Source organism: Shewanella sp. Koi 1 (genome assembly GCF_052907445.1).
In genome coordinates this window covers 290,132-310,073 of record NZ_JBREJM010000001.1, presented here as the reverse complement: position 1 = coordinate 310,073, position 19,942 = coordinate 290,132, and the positions used below count along the sequence as shown (strand labels likewise).

The 19,942-nt window shown below is 47.2% G+C and carries 27 protein-coding genes, 1 rRNA gene and 1 pseudogene; 8 read left to right on the top strand and 21 right to left on the bottom strand.

Going from position 1 to position 19,942, the window contains the following annotated elements; translation table 11 throughout:
- Window positions 1-220 precede the first annotated feature (220 nt).
- From ACUZ8J_RS01490 to ACUZ8J_RS01470, 5 genes are all read right to left on the bottom strand, one after another.
- Window positions 221-1,762: ribosomal RNA gene (locus ACUZ8J_RS01490) — 16S ribosomal RNA — on the bottom strand.
- Window positions 1,763-2,240: 478 nt separating this feature from the next.
- On the bottom strand, window positions 2,241-2,822 hold the full coding sequence (locus tag ACUZ8J_RS01485; protein WP_109287946.1) for a TlpA disulfide reductase family protein: 582 nt from the start codon (window positions 2,820-2,822) through the stop codon (window positions 2,241-2,243).
- On the bottom strand, window positions 2,819-3,298 hold the full coding sequence (gene nrfF, locus ACUZ8J_RS01480; RefSeq protein WP_011621044.1) for a heme lyase NrfEFG subunit NrfF: 480 nt from the start codon (window positions 3,296-3,298) through the stop codon (window positions 2,819-2,821). Before nrfF ends, ACUZ8J_RS01485 begins: the two co-directional genes overlap by 4 nt.
- On the bottom strand, window positions 3,295-3,849 hold the full coding sequence (locus ACUZ8J_RS01475) for a DsbE family thiol:disulfide interchange protein (RefSeq protein ID WP_109287945.1): 555 nt from the start codon (window positions 3,847-3,849) through the stop codon (window positions 3,295-3,297). Before ACUZ8J_RS01475 ends, nrfF begins: the two co-directional genes overlap by 4 nt.
- Before the next feature lie 11 nt (window positions 3,850-3,860).
- A complete protein-coding gene (locus tag ACUZ8J_RS01470) occupies window positions 3,861-5,840 on the bottom strand; it encodes a heme lyase CcmF/NrfE family subunit (RefSeq protein ID WP_126512271.1) in 1,980 nt (659 codons plus the stop codon).
- Window positions 5,841-6,239: 399 nt separating this feature from the next.
- Here ACUZ8J_RS01470 and ccmI point away from each other — a divergent pair, with 399 nt between their 5' ends.
- Window positions 6,240-7,487 (top strand): c-type cytochrome biogenesis protein CcmI, encoded by a 1,248-nt coding sequence (gene ccmI, locus ACUZ8J_RS01465; RefSeq protein ID WP_126513270.1) that lies wholly within the window; start codon window positions 6,240-6,242, stop codon window positions 7,485-7,487.
- Between the two features lie 85 nt (window positions 7,488-7,572).
- Here the strand turns inward: ccmI and ACUZ8J_RS01460 are convergent, their stop codons facing one another.
- On the bottom strand, window positions 7,573-7,872 hold the full coding sequence (locus ACUZ8J_RS01460) for a c-type cytochrome (RefSeq protein ID WP_374917640.1): 300 nt from the start codon (window positions 7,870-7,872) through the stop codon (window positions 7,573-7,575).
- A 325-nt stretch (window positions 7,873-8,197) separates the two neighbouring features.
- On the opposite strand from ACUZ8J_RS01460, the gene ccmA reads away from it, so the two are divergent.
- The 7 genes and pseudogenes from ccmA to ACUZ8J_RS01425 all read left to right on the top strand — a co-directional run bounded on the left by ccmA (window position 8,198) and on the right by ACUZ8J_RS01425 (window position 12,083).
- Complete coding sequence (gene ccmA, locus ACUZ8J_RS01455; protein WP_446692862.1) at window positions 8,198-8,848, top strand: cytochrome c biogenesis heme-transporting ATPase CcmA; 651 nt, start codon at window positions 8,198-8,200, stop codon at window positions 8,846-8,848.
- An 11-nt stretch (window positions 8,849-8,859) separates the two neighbouring features.
- Window positions 8,860-9,546, top strand: coding sequence for a heme exporter protein CcmB (gene ccmB / locus ACUZ8J_RS01450; RefSeq protein WP_011621038.1), 687 nt, complete (start codon window positions 8,860-8,862; stop codon window positions 9,544-9,546).
- Between the two features lies 1 nt (window position 9,547).
- Window positions 9,548-10,292: pseudogene (locus ACUZ8J_RS01445) on the top strand (heme ABC transporter permease).
- The gene (gene ccmD, locus ACUZ8J_RS01440; RefSeq protein WP_011621036.1) at window positions 10,292-10,492 is read left to right on the top strand and encodes a heme exporter protein CcmD; all 201 of its coding nucleotides are present in this window, start codon (window positions 10,292-10,294) and stop codon (window positions 10,490-10,492) included. The pseudogene ACUZ8J_RS01445 and the gene ccmD overlap by 1 nt, the downstream one beginning before the upstream one ends.
- Window positions 10,489-10,974: a cytochrome c maturation protein CcmE gene (ccmE, locus tag ACUZ8J_RS01435; RefSeq protein WP_109287942.1), complete on the top strand. Its 486-nt coding sequence runs from the start codon at window positions 10,489-10,491 to the stop codon at window positions 10,972-10,974. Before ccmD ends, ccmE begins: the two co-directional genes overlap by 4 nt.
- Window positions 10,975-11,088: 114 nt before the next feature.
- Window positions 11,089-11,526 carry a hypothetical protein gene (locus ACUZ8J_RS01430; RefSeq protein WP_446692861.1) on the top strand — a complete coding sequence of 146 codons (438 nt, stop codon included), beginning with the start codon at window positions 11,089-11,091 and terminating at the stop codon, window positions 11,524-11,526.
- Window positions 11,520-12,083, top strand: a complete 564-nt coding sequence (locus tag ACUZ8J_RS01425; RefSeq protein ID WP_446692860.1) for an ABC transporter substrate-binding protein — start codon at window positions 11,520-11,522, stop codon at window positions 12,081-12,083. Before ACUZ8J_RS01430 ends, ACUZ8J_RS01425 begins: the two co-directional genes overlap by 7 nt.
- A 73-nt stretch (window positions 12,084-12,156) precedes the next feature.
- On the opposite strand, the gene rplQ is transcribed toward ACUZ8J_RS01425, so the two are convergent.
- The 15 genes from rplQ to rplE form a co-directional block, all read right to left on the bottom strand.
- Window positions 12,157-12,552 (bottom strand): 50S ribosomal protein L17, encoded by a 396-nt coding sequence (gene rplQ / locus ACUZ8J_RS01420; RefSeq protein WP_011621033.1) that lies wholly within the window; start codon window positions 12,550-12,552, stop codon window positions 12,157-12,159.
- Window positions 12,553-12,592: 40 nt separating this feature from the next.
- Complete coding sequence (locus ACUZ8J_RS01415) at window positions 12,593-13,582, bottom strand: DNA-directed RNA polymerase subunit alpha (RefSeq protein WP_446692859.1); 990 nt, start codon at window positions 13,580-13,582, stop codon at window positions 12,593-12,595.
- 24 nt (window positions 13,583-13,606) lie between these two features.
- Window positions 13,607-14,227: a 30S ribosomal protein S4 gene (gene rpsD, locus ACUZ8J_RS01410; protein WP_011070631.1), complete on the bottom strand. Its 621-nt coding sequence runs from the start codon at window positions 14,225-14,227 to the stop codon at window positions 13,607-13,609.
- A gap of 31 nt (window positions 14,228-14,258) precedes the next feature.
- Window positions 14,259-14,651, bottom strand: coding sequence for a 30S ribosomal protein S11 (rpsK, locus tag ACUZ8J_RS01405; protein WP_006083577.1), 393 nt, complete (start codon window positions 14,649-14,651; stop codon window positions 14,259-14,261).
- Window positions 14,652-14,665: 14 nt separating this feature from the next.
- Window positions 14,666-15,022, bottom strand: coding sequence for a 30S ribosomal protein S13 (gene rpsM, locus ACUZ8J_RS01400; RefSeq protein ID WP_089066698.1), 357 nt, complete (start codon window positions 15,020-15,022; stop codon window positions 14,666-14,668).
- A 115-nt stretch (window positions 15,023-15,137) separates the two neighbouring features.
- Complete coding sequence (gene rpmJ, locus ACUZ8J_RS01395; protein ID WP_006083579.1) at window positions 15,138-15,251, bottom strand: 50S ribosomal protein L36; 114 nt, start codon at window positions 15,249-15,251, stop codon at window positions 15,138-15,140.
- A gap of 21 nt (window positions 15,252-15,272) precedes the next feature.
- Complete coding sequence (gene secY, locus ACUZ8J_RS01390) at window positions 15,273-16,613, bottom strand: preprotein translocase subunit SecY (protein WP_011621032.1); 1,341 nt, start codon at window positions 16,611-16,613, stop codon at window positions 15,273-15,275.
- Between the two features lie 7 nt (window positions 16,614-16,620).
- Window positions 16,621-17,055, bottom strand: coding sequence for a 50S ribosomal protein L15 (gene rplO / locus ACUZ8J_RS01385; RefSeq protein ID WP_011070628.1), 435 nt, complete (start codon window positions 17,053-17,055; stop codon window positions 16,621-16,623).
- Window positions 17,056-17,058: 3 nt separating this feature from the next.
- Window positions 17,059-17,241 carry a 50S ribosomal protein L30 gene (gene rpmD, locus ACUZ8J_RS01380; RefSeq protein ID WP_007644440.1) on the bottom strand — a complete coding sequence of 61 codons (183 nt, stop codon included), beginning with the start codon at window positions 17,239-17,241 and terminating at the stop codon, window positions 17,059-17,061.
- 6 nt (window positions 17,242-17,247) lie between these two features.
- Window positions 17,248-17,751, bottom strand: coding sequence for a 30S ribosomal protein S5 (gene rpsE, locus ACUZ8J_RS01375; RefSeq protein ID WP_007644438.1), 504 nt, complete (start codon window positions 17,749-17,751; stop codon window positions 17,248-17,250).
- Between the two features lie 12 nt (window positions 17,752-17,763).
- Window positions 17,764-18,114, bottom strand: coding sequence for a 50S ribosomal protein L18 (gene rplR, locus ACUZ8J_RS01370; RefSeq protein ID WP_011715467.1), 351 nt, complete (start codon window positions 18,112-18,114; stop codon window positions 17,764-17,766).
- Between the two features lie 10 nt (window positions 18,115-18,124).
- Window positions 18,125-18,658 (bottom strand): 50S ribosomal protein L6, encoded by a 534-nt coding sequence (gene rplF, locus ACUZ8J_RS01365; protein ID WP_011715466.1) that lies wholly within the window; start codon window positions 18,656-18,658, stop codon window positions 18,125-18,127.
- Between the two features lie 10 nt (window positions 18,659-18,668).
- A complete protein-coding gene (gene rpsH, locus ACUZ8J_RS01360) occupies window positions 18,669-19,061 on the bottom strand; it encodes a 30S ribosomal protein S8 (RefSeq protein ID WP_007644434.1) in 393 nt (130 codons plus the stop codon).
- 24 nt (window positions 19,062-19,085) lie between these two features.
- Window positions 19,086-19,391, bottom strand: a complete 306-nt coding sequence (gene rpsN, locus ACUZ8J_RS01355; RefSeq protein ID WP_011621030.1) for a 30S ribosomal protein S14 — start codon at window positions 19,389-19,391, stop codon at window positions 19,086-19,088.
- A gap of 10 nt (window positions 19,392-19,401) precedes the next feature.
- Window positions 19,402-19,941: a 50S ribosomal protein L5 gene (gene rplE, locus ACUZ8J_RS01350; RefSeq protein WP_011715464.1), complete on the bottom strand. Its 540-nt coding sequence runs from the start codon at window positions 19,939-19,941 to the stop codon at window positions 19,402-19,404.
- Window position 19,942: the final 1 nt, after the last annotated feature.

The following is a 19,942-nucleotide window of genomic DNA, read 5'->3' as shown; positions in this document are numbered from 1 at the left end:
TCGTATTAACACAACGACAGACATCATTGTATTAATTACTATCAGCTTTCCAAATTGTTAAAGAACAATGCTTACCGGCTCGCGGCACATTTCGCTCTCCCTCCTCTTTCGAGAAGTTCAACAAGCCATCTGTGTGAACACTCAGGCACATGGATGTGCCGTGTGTAAGAAACGCATGGAGCAGTTTCTTACCAACCAAACATCGAGTTAGTCGTATAGGTAAGGAGGTGATCCAGCCCCAGGTTCCCCTAGGGCTACCTTGTTACGACTTCACCCCAGTCATGAACCACAAAGTGGTGAGCGCCCTCCCGAAGGTTAAGCTACCCACTTCTTTTGCAGCCCACTCCCATGGTGTGACGGGCGGTGTGTACAAGGCCCGGGAACGTATTCACCGTGGCATTCTGATCCACGATTACTAGCGATTCCGACTTCATGGAGTCGAGTTGCAGACTCCAATCCGGACTACGACGAGCTTTGTGAGATTAGCTCCACCTCGCGGCTTTGCAACCCTCTGTACTCGCCATTGTAGCACGTGTGTAGCCCTACTCGTAAGGGCCATGATGACTTGACGTCGTCCCCACTTCCTCCGGTTTATCACCGGCAGTCTCCCTAGAGTTCCCGCCATTACGCGCTGGCAAATAAGGATAGGGGTTGCGCTCGTTGCGGGACTTAACCCAACATTTCACAACACGAGCTGACGACAGCCATGCAGCACCTGTCTCAGAGTTCCCGAAGGCACTAAGCTATCTCTAGCGAATTCTCTGGATGTCAAGAGTAGGTAAGGTTCTTCGCGTTGCATCGAATTAAACCACATGCTCCACCGCTTGTGCGGGCCCCCGTCAATTCATTTGAGTTTTAACCTTGCGGCCGTACTCCCCAGGCGGTCTACTTAATGCGTTAGCTTGAGAGCCCAGTGTTCAAGACACCAAACTCCGAGTAGACATCGTTTACGGCGTGGACTACCAGGGTATCTAATCCTGTTTGCTCCCCACGCTTTCGTGCCTGAGCGTCAGTCTTTGTCCAGGGGGCCGCCTTCGCCACCGGTATTCCTCCAGATCTCTACGCATTTCACCGCTACACCTGGAATTCTACCCCCCTCTACAAGACTCTAGTTTGCCAGTTCGAAATGCAATTCCCAGGTTGAGCCCGGGGCTTTCACATCTCGCTTAACAAACCGCCTGCGCACGCTTTACGCCCAGTAATTCCGATTAACGCTTGGACCCTCCGTATTACCGCGGCTGCTGGCACGGAGTTAGCCGGTCCTTCTTCTGTAGGTAACGTCACAGCTGCAAGGTATTAACTTACAACCTTTCCTCCCTACTGAAAGTGCTTTACAACCCGAAGGCCTTCTTCACACACGCGGCATGGCTGCATCAGGGTTTCCCCCATTGTGCAATATTCCCCACTGCTGCCTCCCGTAGGAGTCTGGGCCGTGTCTCAGTCCCAGTGTGGCTGATCATCCTCTCAGAACAGCTAGGGATCGTCGCCTTGGTGAGCCATTACCTCACCAACTAGCTAATCCCACCTAGGTTCATCCAATCGCGAGAGGCCCGAAAGTCCCCCTCTTTCCCCCGTAGGGCGTATGCGGTATTAGCAGTCGTTTCCAACTGTTATCCCCCTCGACTGGGCAGATCCCTAGGCATTACTCACCCGTCCGCCGCTCGCCACCTCAGGAGTAAACTCCCTTGTGCTGCCGCTCGACTTGCATGTGTTAGGCCTGCCGCCAGCGTTCAATCTGAGCCATGATCAAACTCTTCAATTAAAAGTTTTGTGAATCCGAAGATTCGGCTCAATGAATTCTGAATCGACTTAACTTAATAAGTCGTTGTACATATTGCTATGAACACTCATTCATTGATGTAAATTTTGATTACTCGCCAAACGGCAGAGTAATTTCGATTAACTCAACACCTGTGAGTGTCCACACAGATTTCTTGTTTAGATTGTTAAAGAGCATTTGACCATTCACTTCGCGCTACCGCTCAGCGGGTCAGGGCTGCGTATTCTACGCATTTCCCTTGTCGCGTCAAGGCGTTTTTGCAAACTTCTTGGCGCTTTCGAATCAACTGCACATTTTGCATTCGATTCGCACTGTCCACCGCGCTTGCTTTCGCTGTCTGCCGTGTCAGTGGATGCGCATTATAGGCACCGAAAACTTTTGTGCAAGGGCTTTTTAAAAGAAAAAAGATCGCATGGCGATCTTTTCTACAATGGCGTTCTATTTACGCGCAATTTGCTGCTTAATTCAGCTTTTTCGCGCCTTTATCGATAAAACCTTGGATCAGCGATACGGCTTTTGCGTCATCCCAGTCGACAAATGATCGCACAAACGCGATCAATTGGCCGTTTTGATCGAGAATAAAGGTCGCGGGGATAGTATCTAATGGAAACACTTGCCCGAGGTTTTGTTCAGGATCGTAGTAGGAGTTAAAGTTCGCCATGCCTAATGAGGTTAGAAACGGCTGAACTTGCTGTTTGCCATCCGCATCGATAGAAATAGGTAATAGTGCAAACTCTTCCGCTTTAAACTTTGTCGCCAATCGTTCAATCGCTGGTAACTCTCTGACACAGGGAGGACACCAAGTCGCCCACATGTTCACCATCACGACTTTGCCTTTGTATTGGCTGAAATCGATAGCCTTGCCATCGACGTCACTAAAGGCAACGGGTTCGATAGGATAAGTTTTTGGCAAAACGTTAATCAGATCGACAGTCGACTCTATCGGCTTATTTGCCTGCTGCATGCCAGGGTACGCTTGAGCACCACCAGCAAAGGCAACAGACAGACTCGCTAGGATTGCAGCTAAGGCAAATGACTTCATTTATTATCACGCTTTAATAGAGCATCAAGCGCTTTTTGATCTTCGGCGCTGATTTCAGGCTCGGTCGTGCCACCGATGCGCTGCTTGCGGATAAAGATGAAACCAATGATAAGACCGAGCAGCAACAAACCTACTGGACCTAACCAAAGAATATAGGTTTTGGTTTCCATTTTCGGTTTGTAGAGGACAAACTCACCATAACGGCTGGTCATAAACTCGATGATCTCATCATCGCCCTTGCCTTCATCGACCATCTTGTAGACTTCAAGACGCAGATCTCGGGCAACGGGTGAGTTAGAGTCGATCAGGTTTTGGTTTTGACATTGCGGGCAACGCAACTCATGGGCCAGTGATAGACCGCGTTTTTGGTTTTCTGGCGATTTAAACTCGTAGGTATCGACAGGTGTCGCCATCGCCGTTGTTGCCATACTCAGCAACAACACTAAACCACCGATGATTTTTGTCAGAGTTTTCACGCTGCACCATCCTTCGCCGCTTCAGCTTGTAATTGTTGGATCATAGGGTACAGAGTTTCGCTCCACACGCGTTGGTCGATTGGACCCGCGTAACGGAAGCGAATAATACCTTTATGATCGACAATAAAGCTTTCTGGCGCGCCATACACACCCAAATCTAACCCTAAGCGCCCATCCTTATCGAAGATGTTGATATGGTATGGATCGCCTTGACGTTTCAATTCTTCCAGTGCGGGAATACGCTCATCGCGGTAGTTAATCCCGTAGATAGGCAGAATATTTTGGCGTTTCAGCATGACTAAGAAAGGATGCTCATACTTACAAGATGGGCACCAAGTGGCCCATACGTTAAGTAGTGACACTTTACCTTTCAGTTGCTCATTGGTAATCATCTCGCTTGGTGTTTCGAGACGTTCCAGTTGGAAAGCCGGGATCGGCTTTCCTTCCAGAGCTGAATCCAGTTTCTGTGGATTTAAAAACAATCCTTTGTATAAAAATACCCCCATGCCAAGAAAGATGACTAATGGGATAAACAGAACCAACTTCTTCATACATTCCCCAATTATTGCGCGGTAGCTAATTTCGCTTTTTCAGCTTGTGGCTTAACCGTAGCGGCCACTTTTGAGCGATAGCGTTTATCCGATGCGGCAAAGAAACCACCGACCATCATGAATATTGCTCCAAACCATAACCAACGAACAAAAGGTTTGTAGTTCAAGCGCACAGCAAACTCAGTGCTGCTGATTGGATCGCCCATAGTGACATACAAATCACGGAACAGACCCCAATCGATACCGGCTTCGGTCATATCCATAGTACGCACATTGTATTGGCGACGATCGGGCTTGAGTAAGGTCAGCAGTTTATCGCCTTTATAGATCTCAATTTGACCTTGCTGCGCGGTGTAGTTAGGACCGACAACGTTCTTAGTCTCGAGATACTTAAAGGTGTAACCCGCAAGCTCTTGGCTCACGCCAGGTCCCATACGCACACTCTTCTCAACCGAGTAGTTCGATACCATAGTGGCACCAATCACCGATACGGCAATACCTAAGTGGGCTAAGATCATCCCTAGCTCGCTGCGGCCCATACGTGCCACGCTCACTTCGCCTTCTTTTGGTTTAACGATGTTATAAGCGGCTCTTGCCGTCGCTAACACGATCCAAGAAGCTGCGGCGATACCAAAGGCAACCCAAGCGTTGAACGCACCATCCACAATAAACGGTGTCACGATACCAATCGCTGCCGAGACTAAAGCTGGCACCAGTAATTGGCGCTTGAGCTCACCTGCTTTGGATTTCTTCCAACGAATGATTGGACCGACACCCATAAAGCCAAACAGTACGAGGACAATTGGTACAAACACTGCGTTGAAGTATGGAGGCCCAACAGAAATCTTACCCATGCCTAATGCATCGATCAGCAGTGGATATAAAGTACCTAATAACACAGTACCCGCTGCAACCGTGAGTAACACGTTACAGACTAACAGCATGGTTTCTTTTGATTTCAGTTCGAAACGTGCTGGGCTGCTCATTTCACTGGCACGGAAGGCAAACAGCGTGAGCGAGCCGCCGATGGCTAAACCAAGCAGCAACAGAATAAACATACCGCGGCTTGGATCGGCAGCGAAGGAGTGTACAGAAGTCAGTACACCCGAACGTACGATAAAGGTACCGAGTAAGCTTAACGAGAAAGCGAAGATAGACAGTAATACGGTCCAGTTACGGAACGCACCACGTTTTTCGGTCACGATCAGCGAATGCACTAATGCCGTACCCACTAACCAAGGCATAAAGGAGGCGTTTTCGACGGGATCCCAGAACCACCAGCCACCCCAGCCTAATTCGTAGTATGCCCACCAAGAACCTAAAGCAATACCGCCCGTGAGGAAAATCCAAGCGGCTAAGGTCCAAGGACGTGACCAACGCGCCCACGCAGAGTCAAGGTGACCACTCATGAGAGCGGCAATCGCGAAGGCAAAACTCACCGAGAAACCAACATAACCTAAGTACAGCATTGGAGGGTGGAAGATTAAGCCCACGTCCTGCAGCATTGGGTTTAAGTCGCGACCTTCGGCAGGCATTGGGAATAGGCGTTCAAATGGGCTGGATGTGAGCAGCATAAATAAGCTGAAGCCAATCACGATCAGTGCCAGTACCGCCAGTACCCTCGCGGTGAACACTTCTTCTAAGCCTTTACTGAATAAGGCAACTGAAGCCGCCCAGGTCGATAGTGCAAACACCCAGAACAGCAGTGACCCTTCATGACCGCCCCATACGGCCGCAATCTTAAAGAAGATAGGTAACTGGGAATTCGAGTGATGTGCCACATAGGCAACGGAGAAGTCATCAACGGCAAAGCTGTAACCAAGAGATACTACGGATAAAGCGATAAAGAAGAACATTCCGTAGGTTAACGGCCAAGCATACCTCACTAGATATTGGTCTTTACGGGCAACACCTATAAGGGGAACGCTGACTAATAAGAAGGCGAATGCCACTCCTATAATCAGCGAAAAGTGTCCAAGTTCTGGGATCATGGGTTTTCCTCAGTCTCTAATAATATGTTGATTTAGAAAGACTCTAGACCAACGCACAACATGCTGTTCACACAAATGCACGAAATTTGGTTCATTTTAGTATTTGCTATTGTTCCTGTCTGCCTATTTCATACAAAACTGGGTGACTTGTCTCATTCTCAGTTTTTGACTAAATGTTGCCACCACAGGCCTACAGTTTTGCATGTGACAGATAAATGAGCCTTAAGTTTCATACAAAATTTACTAGATGGATCAATTTGTGAACCAGTGCCCAACTCTCAGTTTTCACTGCAATGATGGTCTTATATTACTGTTCAATGAATAATCTTTACGTATAATCTTGCTTCCAAGCCGGCGGTAACAACCGCTTTTATGCAAACTAAAGTGAATATAGAAACAATGACGACATTTTGGATTTTTATTGCGCTTGTTGTGTTGGTCAGCTTACTGCTGATCTGGATCCCGCATTTCAGACAGCAAAAGTTGTTACGCACTGAAGAAGCCGGCGTTCGCAGACAAACTAACCTTGAATTGTTCAATGAACGTCTTGCCACTCTTGAGAAAGAACTCAATGAAGAACTGCTCGACCAAGCTGAATTTGATGCACTGAAGAAAGAGCTAGAAATCAGCCTACTCCAAGACATCAAACAAGCGAGCGATGATTCACTCGTCAACCAGATCAAACCTAAGAGCATACTGTGGCCATCTGTCATGTCTGTCTGCTTGATTGCGATCTCAGGTTATCTCTATCAGCACTTGGGCGCCTTTGAGAATATTGGTAACACTCAGCCAGCGAATCCACATGCGGGTATGGACGCAGCGCAAATCATGGCGCAGCGCGTACAGATGATGGAAGCTCAAGTACAAGCCGAGCCTGAAAACAGCCAAGCTTGGTTCAGTTTGGGTCATGCTTATATTTCGGCTAACCAGTTCGATAAAGCCGTTGCTGCGTTCGATAAAGTCATGGACTTAGTCGGTAAGCATGCAGAACTGTTAGGCCCGAAAGCGACCGCACTGTACTACAAAGCTGGTCAGCAAATGACGCCACAGATTCAAGCCCTGATCGATGAATCATTAGCATTAGATCCACAGGATCCATCGACCTTACTGCTCGTGGGTATGGATGCTTTCTTCACGGCTAACTATCAAAAAGCCATTGATTCATGGCAAACCATTCTCAGCAGCGACCGCACCGATGTAGACCGCGCCGCACTGATGAATGCGATTGAAACAGCCAACCTGCGTATGCAAGGCGAAACCGCTGGCATGCCTAACGATGACGTACATAAGCAGGCAAAAGTTGCGACAAAATCGGTGAGCATTGCGATTTCAATTTCGCCAGAGCTAGCAGCCCAAGCAAGCCCTGAAGACACAATCTTTGTATTCGCCCGTGCAACTGAAGGCCCTAAAGTGCCATTAGCGGCGACTAAGGTCAGCGCAAAATCTTTACCTGTGACAGTGACACTCGATGACAGCACGGGTATGGGCGGCGATATGAAACTGAGCCAAACCGCGAGTGTTGAAGTGATTGCGGTGTTGTCTAAGCATGGCAACATCAAGCCTCAAGCGGGTGACATTCAAGGTAAGGTCAGCAAAGTGAATGTGGGTGATACTGCAAGCTTAGTATTGGATACTCAAGTCCAATAATGACCGACCTCAAGCGCTAAGTTTCGGCTTAGCGCAGACATAAAAAAACCGGCTGATGCCGGTTTTTTTATTAACACTGAAAAAATTACTGAGCTTTAGACATAAACTCGATAGCTGCTTTGTAATCTTCGTCAGTACAATCAGTACACATACCACCTGGTGGCATTGCGTTTAAACCTGTTTTCACACTGTGTAACAGAGTGTCGATACCTTTTGCTAAGCGTGGTTCCCACTCAGCAGCATTGTGCGCCTTTGGAGCACCAGCAACACCCATGCTGTGGCATACGGTACATGCCTTGTTGAAAATAGCTTCAGCATCTTGAGCTGAAACGTTGACTGACATAGTCAAAGCAGCGACTGCAGTCATTGCTAACAGTTTTTTCATGTTCAATGTTCCTAATGCAAATACGTACAAAGCTCTCGCTGCCCTTTGAGGCAGACTCATTATAGCGAGTTAAGATTACTACAAACTTCAATAAATCTCATCTTTTTGTGATTAGAATCTCAGCGCAAATGATATGAGGCGACAAGCGTGACAAATTCGTTAATATATTAGCAAGTATTAAAAAAGTTCGATTTGTACGAGAAATATTGCGGTTATTGGAACCACATCAAATTGCTGACATCTAGTATTAAGCAAGTGTAAACCCCGCAATATCGTTTGTGTTAGAATCACTTGTGTTTCCTTCCGGCTTGAGATAGAGGGTTCAGTGACAAATATAACTTCAGTAAACACACTGGTATCGGCGAGCAAGCTGACATGTATCCGCGAAGAACGCATCCTATTTGATGAATTAAGTTTTGATATTAATGCTGGCGATATCGTCCAGATTGAAGGCCCAAATGGCGCCGGCAAAACCAGCTTATTACGTATATTGGCAGGCTTATCTCGCCCTTACGCTGGGCAAACCTTTTATCTCAACGAAGATATCAATCGTTGCCGCGATGAATATAACGAAGATTTATTGTATTTAGGCCACCTTGCGGGGGTGAAATCCGAATTAACCGCGGAAGAAAACCTTAACTTCAATTTAAGAATCAGTGGCTATGATGATTTTGATACTTCAGCTATTTTAGCTAAAGTGAATTTAGCTGGATTCGAAGAAGCGCTGGCTGGACATTTATCCGCAGGTCAACATCGCCGCACCGCATTAGCAAGACTTTGGCATAACGATTGTAAAGTGTGGATCCTCGATGAACCTTTTACTGCCATTGATAAAAAAGGTGTCGAAGAGCTTGAGCAATTATTTATTCAACATGCGGATAATGGTGGCTGTGTGATCCTCACCACCCACCAAGATATGGGCATTATCAAAGATGATAGGCTTCGTAAAATTCGTCTAGATTATCGCTTCGTATAAGGTTTGGCATAATGAAAAGAGGCATCAGCTTTACTACAGCGTTTTTCACGTTACTGCAGCGGGATCTAAAAATCGCCATTCGTCATCGCGGTGATATCTTTAATCCCTTGTTATTCTTCATCATGGTCGTGACCTTATTCCCACTCGGTATTGGCCCTGAACCACAAATGTTAGCGCGTATTGCCCCAGGGATTATTTGGGTTGCAGCACTACTGGCATCTATGTTGTCACTCGAGCGCCTATTTAAAGCCGACTTCAGTGACGGTAGTTTAGAGCAAATGCTGCTCAGCCCACAGCCACTCTCGGTATTAGTATTGGCCAAAGTGCTAGCCCATTGGCTACTGACCGGCGTGCCATTAATTATTATCGCGCCCCTGCTCGCGGTATTACTCAACTTAGAAGCCAACAGTTATGGCGCGCTGATCGCGACTCTGGCGTTAGGAACACCGGTATTGTCGCTCCTCGGTGCCATTGGTGTGGCTTTAACCGTTGGTTTACGTAAAGGCGGCGTGTTACTGAGTTTACTGATCCTACCGCTTTATATTCCTGTGCTGATTTTCGCGACCAGCGCCATAGATGCGGCAGGAATGAATTTACCCTATGATGGTCAGCTCGCTATAATTGGCGCCATGTTGATCGGTTCGTTAACCTTAGCACCCTTTGCTATTGGTGCATCTCTGCGAGTGAGTACTAACTAAAATGTGGAAATGGTTACACCCTTACGCGGATCCTGAACGCGCTTACAAATTATCAGGAACGTTATTTCCATGGTTTGCTACCCTAGCCTGTCTTTTCATTACCGTAGGCACCGTTTGGGGATTGATGTTTGCCCCAACAGATTACCAACAGGGCGACAGCTACCGGATTATCTTTATCCATGTGCCAGCAGCATCAATGTCGATGGCAGCTTATATGGGTATGGCGACGGCTGCATTTATCGGCTTAGTTTGGCAAGTTAAACTGGCTGACTGGGCTGCCGCTTCTATTGCACCCATTGGTGCGGTAATCACCTTTATCGCACTCTTTACTGGCGCCGCTTGGGGTAAACCCATGTGGGGAACTTGGTGGGTATGGGATGCGCGCTTAACCTCTGAATTGGTGCTGTTGTTCCTCTACTTAGGTGTGATTTCCCTCTACGCTTCCTTTGAGGATAAAGTACTCGCTGCGCGTGCAGCGGGGATCTTAGCGATCGTTGGCGTGATCAATATTCCGATCATCAAATACTCTGTGATGGTGGAGCTCACTGCACCAACCGTCCACCATTAAAATTACCTCTAAATCGACTATGTCGAGTGAAATGTTGTACCCACTTTTAATCAATATTTTAGGTTTCGGCCTTATGATAGGGGCTATCACTATTGTGAGATTTAGAGCAGAAATCTTAGCAAGAAACGGCATGCGCCCTTGGGTGCGTGAACTTGCCAAAGCTGAGGAGGTCAAATAATGCAATTCGATTCTATCAGTGATTTTTTTAACATGGGTGGCTATGCCTTTTATGTGTGGCTTGCCTATGGCGTGACTTTCTTCTGTTTATCGACGCTGATCATCACCAGCGCGCGCCAAAAGCGCAAAGTGCTAATTGAAATAGCGAAGAAGATGAACCGCGAAGAGCGCCTCAAAGAAACTAGGAGTACCAAATCGTGAACCCAAGACGCAAAAAGAGACTGACGTTAGCCATAGCATTGATCGGTGGCGTAGCCGCGATTGCTTCGCTACTGCTGTATGCGCTGAACTCCAACTTGAACTTATTCTATACCCCGTCTGAAATCGTTAACGGTAAGGCCGACACCGGCGTTAAACCCGAAGCGGGTCAGCGTATTCGTGTGGGCGGCATGGTAACGGTCGGCTCTATGGTACGCGATCCAAACAGCCTGCATGTACAGTTTGCCGTTCACGATTCATTAGGCGGCGAAATCATGGTGACCTACGACGATCTGCTGCCCGATCTGTTCCGTGAAGGACAAGGTATCGTGGCGCAAGGCGTACTAGGGGAAGACGGCAAGTTGGCCGCGACCGAGGTTCTGGCAAAGCATGATGAAAACTACATGCCGCCAGAAGTGGCCGAAGCCATGGGCCAAAAACATGAGAAGCTAGATTACAGCCAGCAGAAATCGGCAACACAATAGCTGTTATCCCGTCTCTGTTAATACCTAAAGAGCCTCTTCGGAGGCTTTTTTATTGGCCGAACACCCTCAGAGACTGAACTATAATTAACGCAGTATTCCCACAGGAAACTGTGTATGCAACCAATAAAGCCACAACAAAGAAGATGGCGACAACTCCTTATCTTACTACTCGCCAGCATCTCTCCCACGCTCTATGCGGCAAAGATGGTGGTGATTGAGAGCTATCATCAGAGCTATCTTTGGGATAGGCAATATTATCAGGCCATACTCGATAAACTCACGCCTGAACATCGAGTCACGCATTTCGAAATAGACACCAAGCGACTACCTAAGGAGCGCTATGGCGAACGCGCCGAGTTAGCCTGGCAGTTCATTGTGCAACAACAACCTCAACTCGTTATTCTTGCCGACGACAATGCCGTCAATTATCTGCATGAACGACTCAATGCCAGTCAACTTCCGGTGGTTTATCTAGGAGTAAATATGAATCCTAGGCAATACCATTTAAATGACTATAAGCGCTTTACAGGCGTACTCAGAGACCCTTGCTGAAACGCTCACTGTTATTACTACAGCGCGTCCTACCATCACAAAAGCACCAGAAAATTTTAGTGTTATTCGATGACAGCAATACTTCTAAGCTCGCCGCAGACTATATCAGCAACCACCCAACCAGCCATCTAAGTGATATCGAGATCCATATACTGAAATTGGCAAGCCTAAAAGACTGGCAGCAACAGGTGTTATCCGCCAAAGCTAATGGCTATAGCGCTATTGTCGTTGCCCTATATCATGCGGTGAGGGATGAACAGGATCAGTCGGTTAATGCCGACCAATTATTAGAGTGGATAGAAAGTAATACGCCAGTGCCTAATTTTGGCTTCTGGGGATTTAGTATTAATGCCAACGGTAATATCGGTGGTTATGTGCTCGATGGTTATCATCACGGCAGCATCGCAGCTGACATGGCACAACGCATACTCGCCGGGGAAAAGCCTGAGAGCATCTTCCCGGTAACAGACGATCTTGGACAATACCGATTTACTCGCTCAGGAATGAAGAAATGGCAATTGACATTGCCGAAGGAAATTGAAAAACAAACGACTTGAGTTGATTAACCCAAAAGCGCTAAAAACAAAAAACCGGGCTTAGAGCCCGGTTTTTCAAACTTTGTAGCCTTAATTACTCAGCAGCTTCAACTTCAACAGCTTGAGCAGCTTCTGGACGACCTACTAGCTCGATGTAAGCCATTGGGGCTTTATCACCAGCACGTAAACCGCACTTAAGGATACGGGTGTAGCCACCAGGACGTTCCTGGTAACGTGGACCCAATTCAGTGAATAACTTACCTACGACTTCAGCGTCGCGAGTACGTGCAAACGCTAAACGACGGTTTGCAACGCTGTCACTCTTAGCAAGTGTTATCAGAGGCTCAACTACGCGACGCAGTTCTTTCGCTTTAGCTACGGTTGTCTTGATGATCTCATGACGAACCAGTGAGCTTGCCATGTTACGGAACATAGCTTGGCGGTGGCTGCTGTTGCGGTTAAGTTGACGACCACTCTTACGATGGCGCATGACCTAATCCTTATAACCTAAATCTGTACAAACCTGAGACTTATAGGTCGTCTGCTAAACTAGCTGGAGGCCAGTTTTCCAGACGCATACCTAACGACAGTCCGCGAGAAGCTAAAACGTCCTTAATTTCAGTAAGAGATTTCTTACCTAAGTTAGGGGTCTTCAGCAGCTCAACTTCAGTACGCTGTACCAGATCTCCGATGTAATGAATCGCTTCGGCTTTCAAACAGTTAGCCGAACGTACAGTTAGCTCTAAATCGTCGACAGGACGCAACAGAATCGGATCGAACTCCGGCTTCTCTTCTTTCATTTCTGGCTCAGTCACGTCGCGCAGCTCAACAAACGCATCCAGCTGTTCAGCTAAGATGGTTGCAGAACGACGGATAGCTTCCTCAGGATCGATAGTACCGTTAGTGGTCATATCGATAACGAGTTTATCCAAGTCAGTACGCTGTTCCACACGAGCTGCTTCTACATTGTAGGCAATACGTGCAACTGGCGAGAAAGAAGAATCAACCAGCAAGCGGCCGATTGGGCGATCATCGTCTTCAGTCTGTGCACGAGCAGATGCTGGCACATAACCACGACCACGCTCAACGCGAATACGCATGCTGATATCATTGTTACCTGTTAAATGACAGATAACATGATCAGGATTCACGATAGTGACATCACCATCATGCGTGATATCTGCTGCGATGACAGGGCCTGCGCCGGACTTGCTTAATGTAAGCATAGCCTCGTCTTTACCCTCGATAGTCACTGCTAACCCTTTCAGGTTCAGCAAGATTTCAAGGATATCTTCTTGTACGCCTTCCTTACTGCTGTATTCGTGCAGTACGCCGTCAATCTCGACTTCGGTAACCGCGCAGCCGGGCATAGACGACAATAGGATGCGACGCAACGCGTTACCTAAAGTGTGGCCGAAACCACGCTCAAGCGGTTCCAAAGTAACCTTGGCACGTGTTGAGTTAACCTGCTCGATATCAACGAGACGCGGTTTAAGAAATTCTGTAACAGAACCCTGCATTGTGTCCTCTCTTGTTTGTTAGCCTTACTTAGAGTAAAGCTCGACGATCAGCTGTTCGTTAATTTCCGCAGACAAATCGCTACGTTCTGGAATACGCTTGAAAGCACCTTCCATTTTCGCGCTGTCGACTTCAACCCATGTAGGCTTCTCGCGTTGAGCTGCCACTTCTAAAGCTGCTTTGATACGAGCTTGAGTACGTGACTTTTCACGGATGCTTACAACATCATTCGCAGACACTTTGAATGACGGAATGTTAACAACACGACCGTTTACCATAACTGACTTATGGCTCACTAGCTGACGTGATTCTGCACGAGTCGCACCGAAACCCATACGATAAACAACGTTATCTAAACGAGTTTCTAAAAGTTGCAACAGGTTCTCACCAGTGTTGCCTTTCAGACGTGCAGCCTCTTTGTAGTAGTTACGGAATTGTTTTTCTAACACACCGTAAATACGACGAACTTTTTGTTTTTCGCGTAACTGTAAACCGTACTCTGACAGACGTGGCTTACGTGCGCCATGCTGTCCAGGTGCTGATTCCAGTTTACACTTTGAATCGATTGCTCTCACACCGCTTTTTAAGAAAAGGTCAGTACCTTCTCGGCGGCTGAGCTTGAGCTTGGGACCCAAGTATCTTGCCATGATCTTTCTCCAACTATCCTAATGAAACGCGTTATACACGACGCTTTTTAGGAGGACGACAACCATTATGAGGGATCGGCGTCACATCGGTAATGTTGGTAATTTTGTAACCAACAGCGTTCAGCGCACGAATGGCTGATTCACGACCTGGACCTGGACCCTTCACAAACACTTCAAGGTTTTTTAAACCGTAGTCTTGAGCAGCAGCACCTGCACGCTCAGCAGCTACCTGTGCAGCAAATGGAGTAGATTTACGTGAACCACGGAAACCTGAACCACCTGAAGTAGCCCATGACAACGCATTACCTTGACGATCTGTAATGGTGACAATTGTGTTGTTGAAAGAAGCATGGATATGAGCCATGCCATCTGCAACCTGTTTACGTACGCGCTTACGCGGAGAACGTGACGGAACTTTAGCCATTGTCTACCTTCCCGTTACTTCTTGATTGGTTTACGTGGACCTTTACGCGTACGCGCATTGGTCTTAGTACGTTGCCCACGAAGAGGCAGGCTACGACGATGGCGGAGACCACGATAACAACCAAGATCCATAAGACGCTTGATGTTCATAGAAATCTCACGACGTAAGTCACCTTCTACTAAGTATTTGGCAACTTCTTCGCGTAGGGTGTCGATTTGAGCTTCGCTCAATTCCTTGATCTTAGCAGTTTCAGCAATTGCTGTAGCCGCGCAGATTGCTCTAGCGCGAGTACGGCCGATGCCGAAAATTGCAGTCAATGCGATGACTGTATGCTTTTGATCAGGAATGTTAATGCCAGCGATACGGGCCACTATGCACTCCTTAAGTTAAAGGCCAACTGCGAAAAGCCCGAAAGGATACTCGACAGTTGACAGATTTGCAAACAATATTTTGTTCAGCCCAACATTGGGCTGAACAATCTTTCTATTAGCCTTGACGCTGTTTGTGTTTTGGTTCAACACAGATAACGCGTACAACGCCACTACGCTTGACGATCTTGCAGTTACGGCAGATCTTCTTCACGGAAGCTCGAACTTTCATTTCATCACTCCGTAAAGCTACTTAGCGACCAAAGCGATCTAAGTTCGCTTTGTTTACTAGGTTAGCTTTCTTCATCACAGACTCATATTGATGTGACATCATATGGGTCTGAACCTGAGCCATGAAGTCCATGATTACGACTACCATAATTAGTAGTGAAGTACCGCCAAAATAGAACTGTACTTTCCACGCAATTAACATGAACTCCGGAATTAAACAGATAAAGGTAATGTATAACGCGCCAGCTAATGTCAGGCGAGTCATTACTTTATCAATGTAACGCGAAGTCTGTTCTCCAGGACGGATCCCAGGGATGAATGCACCACTCTTCTTCAGATTATCTGCTGTTTCACGTGGGTTAAATACCAACGCAGTATAGAAGAAACAGAAGAAGATAATCGCTGCTGCATACAATAATGAGTAAAGCGGTTGTCCTGGTGACACAGCCAGTGAAAAATCACTTAACCATGACATAGACTCATTTTGACCAAACCACTGAGCCAGTGTGCCTGGGAACAAAATGATGCTTGACGCAAAAATTGGGGGAATTACACCCGCCATGTTTATTTTCAGTGGCAAATGAGTAGATTGCGCAGCGAACACCTTACGGCCTTGCTGGCGCTTAGCGTAGTTAACAACGATACGACGTTGACCACGTTCTACAAACACCACGAAATAAGTCACAGCAAAAATAATTACCGCGAGCAACAACAATACTAACACATTCAGGTCACCTTGACGCGCCTGCTCAGCCGTTTGGCCGATAGCGGAAGGTAATCCAGCAACAATACCTGCGAAAATTAAAATCGAGATACCGTTACCTATACCTCGTTCGGTAATTTGCTCACCTAGCCACATAAGGAACATGGTTCCTGTTACTAAGCTCACAACCGCTACAAAGTAGAAACCGAATCCAATGTTGACCACAAGGCCAGGGACTAAGTTTGGTAACCCTGTTGCAATACCGATCGACTGGAATGTACCCAGCACCAACGTACCCCAACGTGTATACTGACTGATTTTTTTACGTCCAGACTCGCCTTCTTTTTTCAATTCAGCGAGTGCAGGATGCACAACAGTCAATAACTGCATGATAATCGACGCCGAAATATACGGCATGATACCTAATGCAAAGATAGAAGCACGGGAAAGAGCACCACCCGAGAACATGTTAAACATGCCAAGGATGGTACCTTTTTGCTGAGCAAACAGCTCTGCTAATACAGCTGCGTCAATACCAGGAATTGGCACAAACGAACCGGCTCTAAAGACGATAATCGCACCAATCACGAACAGGAGGCGAGCTTTCAACTCAGAAAGTCCACCTTTCGCGCTTTTTAAATCAAGTCCTGGTTTTGCCATCGACGTATTATTCCTCGATCTTACCGCCAGCAGCTTCAATCGCTGCACGTGCACCTTTGGTTACCTTCAGACCTTTTACGGTCACTGGGCGCTCAATGGTACCTGAAAGAACGATTTTCGCAAACTGGATGTTGCGAGTAATAACGTTCGCATCTTTCAGAGCGTTTAAGTCGATAACATCACCGTTAACTTTAGCCAGTTCGAGTACACGAACTTCAGCTGTTACCATAGCGCGACGCGAGGTAAAACCAAATTTAGGTAAACGGATCTTAAGTGGCATTTGACCACCCTCGAAGCCTGGGCGTACACCGCCACCGCTACGAGATTTTTGGCCTTTGTGACCACGACCAGCAGTTTTACCTAAGCCTGAACCCATACCACGGCCTACACGCTTTGGTGCATGCTTAGCGCCTGCAGCTGGAGATAGAGTATTTAAACGCATCTATTAATCCTCCACCTTAACCATGTAGTAGACCTTGTTGATCATACCGCGAACTGAAGGAGTATCTTCTAATTCAACAGTGTGACCAATGCGACGCAGACCAAGACCAGTTAAGGTCGCACGGTGCTTTGGTAAACGACCGATAGCACTTTTAGTCTGAGTAACTTTTACAGTTTTAGTTGCCATGGTGCATTACCCCCGAATTTCGTCAACATTCAGGCCACGCTTAGCTGCGATTTGCGAAGGTGACTTCATGTGCACCAGAGCATCTACAGTCGCGCGAACGATGTTGATCGGGTTAGTAGAACCGTATGCTTTTGACAGAACGTTATGAACGCCTGCTACTTCCAATACGGCACGCATTGCGCCACCGGCGATAATACCGGTACCCTGTGATGCTGGTTGCATGTATACACGTGAACCAGTATGACGACCTTTAACTGGGTGATGCAGAGTGCCTGCATTCAACTCAACGGTCACCATGTTACGACGGGCTTTTTCCATAGCTTTTTGAATCGCTGCTGGAACTTCGCGCGCTTTACCATAGCCATAGCCGACCTTACCGTTACCATCACCTACTACTGTTAGTGCAGTGAAGCTAAAGATACGACCGCCCTTAACTACTTTAGAAACACGATTAACTGCAATTAATTTCTCTTGCAGATCGTCTTTTTGCTGAGCTTCTAATTTAGCCATTTTTATAACCCCTTAGAACTGGAGGCCAGCTTCACGAGCAGCATCTGCCAGAGCAGCTACACGACCGTGATACTTGAAACCAGAACGATCGAACGCAACAGTCGTTACGCCTTTCTCGATCGCGCGTTCAGCAATAAATTTACCTACTGCTTTAGCCGCGTCTACGTTACCGGTACTCTTCAGTTGCTCTTTAACCGCTTTTTCCACGGTTGAAGCAGCTGCCACCACCTGAGCTTCAGGATTGATCACCTGAGCATAAATGTGACGCGGTGTACGATGTACAACCAGACGGTTCACGCCCAGCTCTTGGATCTTCTTACGAGCGCGAATAGCGCGACGTAAGCGAGATGTTTTCTTATCCATATCGCGTTACCTACTTCTTCTTAGCCTCTTTACGGCGTACTTCTTCGTCGTCATAGCGAACACCCTTGCCTTTGTATGGCTCTGGTGGACGGTATCCGCGAATCTCAGCAGCGACTTGGCCAATTAACTGCTTATCAACGCCACGTAGGACGATGTCAGTTTGGCTTGGACACTCTGCAGTAACGCCTGCGGGCAGTTTGTGTACTAACGGATGAGAGAAACCTAAAGTCAGGTCAATGTCAGAACCGACGAGCTTCGCACGGTAACCAACGCCAACTAACTTTAACTTACGCTCAAAACCTTGAGATACACCAACAACCATGTTGTTTACTAATGCACGTGTGGTACCAGCCTGTGCCCAAGCGCCAACAGCGCCTTCAACAGGTAGGAACTTGATCACGCCATCTTCAATAACAACATTGACCGCATTGTTGATCACTCGAGTCAGACTTCCTTTCGCGCCTTTGACGGTCAGGGTCTGTTCGTTTAAGGTCACCTCTACGCCAGCTGGAATAGATACTGGTGCTTTTGCTACACGAGACATTCCTAGCTCCTTATGCTACGTAGCAGATAACCTCGCCACCCATGCCTGCAAGGCGGGCGGCACGATCAGTCATCAGGCCTTTAGAAGTGGACACAATTGCGACACCCAGTCCGCCCATCACTTTTGGTAATTCGTTTTTACCTTTGTAAATACGAAGACCAGGACGGCTTACGCGCTGGATAGTCTCAACGACTGGTTGGCCTTGGAAATACTTTAAAGTGATTTCCAGTTCAGGCTTGGCTTCATCTGCTACGGCGTAATCAGCGATGTAACCTTCTTCTTTAAGCAGTTTCGCAATAGCGACTTTCAGCTTAGCAGAAGGCATCTTCACAGATACTTTGTTAGCAGCTTGGCCGTTACGAATACGGGTTAACATATCCGCAATAGGATCTTGCATGCTCATATTAGCTTACTCCGTGACAAGTGCTTACCAGCTAGCCTTACGCAGGCCAGGAACTTCACCACGCATGGTTGCTTCACGTAACTTGATACGGCTTAAACCGAACTTACGCAGGAAACCATGTGGGCGACCAGTTTGATTACAACGATTGCGTTGACGCGATGCGCTGGAATCACGTGGTAGAGCTTGCAGCTTTAATACTGCATCCCAACGGTCTTCGTCAGAAGAAGCTGGATTTGCAATAATTGCTTTCAGAGCAGCGCGCTTTTCAGCGAACTTAGCTACGAGCTGTGCACGCTTTGCTTCACGTGCTTTCATTGATGTTTTTGCCATTACGCTACCCTTATTTCTTGAATGGGAAGTTAAAAGCGTCTAACAAAGCACGACCTTCTTCGTCAGAATTCGCAGAGGTAGTGATAACAATATCCATACCGCGAATTTTATCGATTTTATCGTAATCGATTTCTGGGAAAATGATCTGCTCACGCACGCCCATTGCGTAGTTACCACGGCCGTCGAACGCTTTAGCGCTCAGACCACGGAAGTCACGAATACGTGGGATTGCGATGTCAACTAAACGCTCTAAGAATTCCCACATACGCTCACCGCGCAGGGTCACTTTACAGCCAATAGGGTAGCCTTCACGGATTTTAAAACCAGCAACTGATTTACGAGCAACAGTCACTACTGGTTTTTGACCAGCGATTGCAGTCATGTCACGAACAGCATGTTCCATAACTTTTTTGTCTGCAACGGCTTCGCCAACACCCATGTTCAGGGTGATTTTCTCAATCCGAGGGACTTGCATGACACTGGTATAACCGAACTTTTTAGTCAGTTCAGCGACAACAGTCTCTTGATATTTATCATGCAGTTTCGCCATC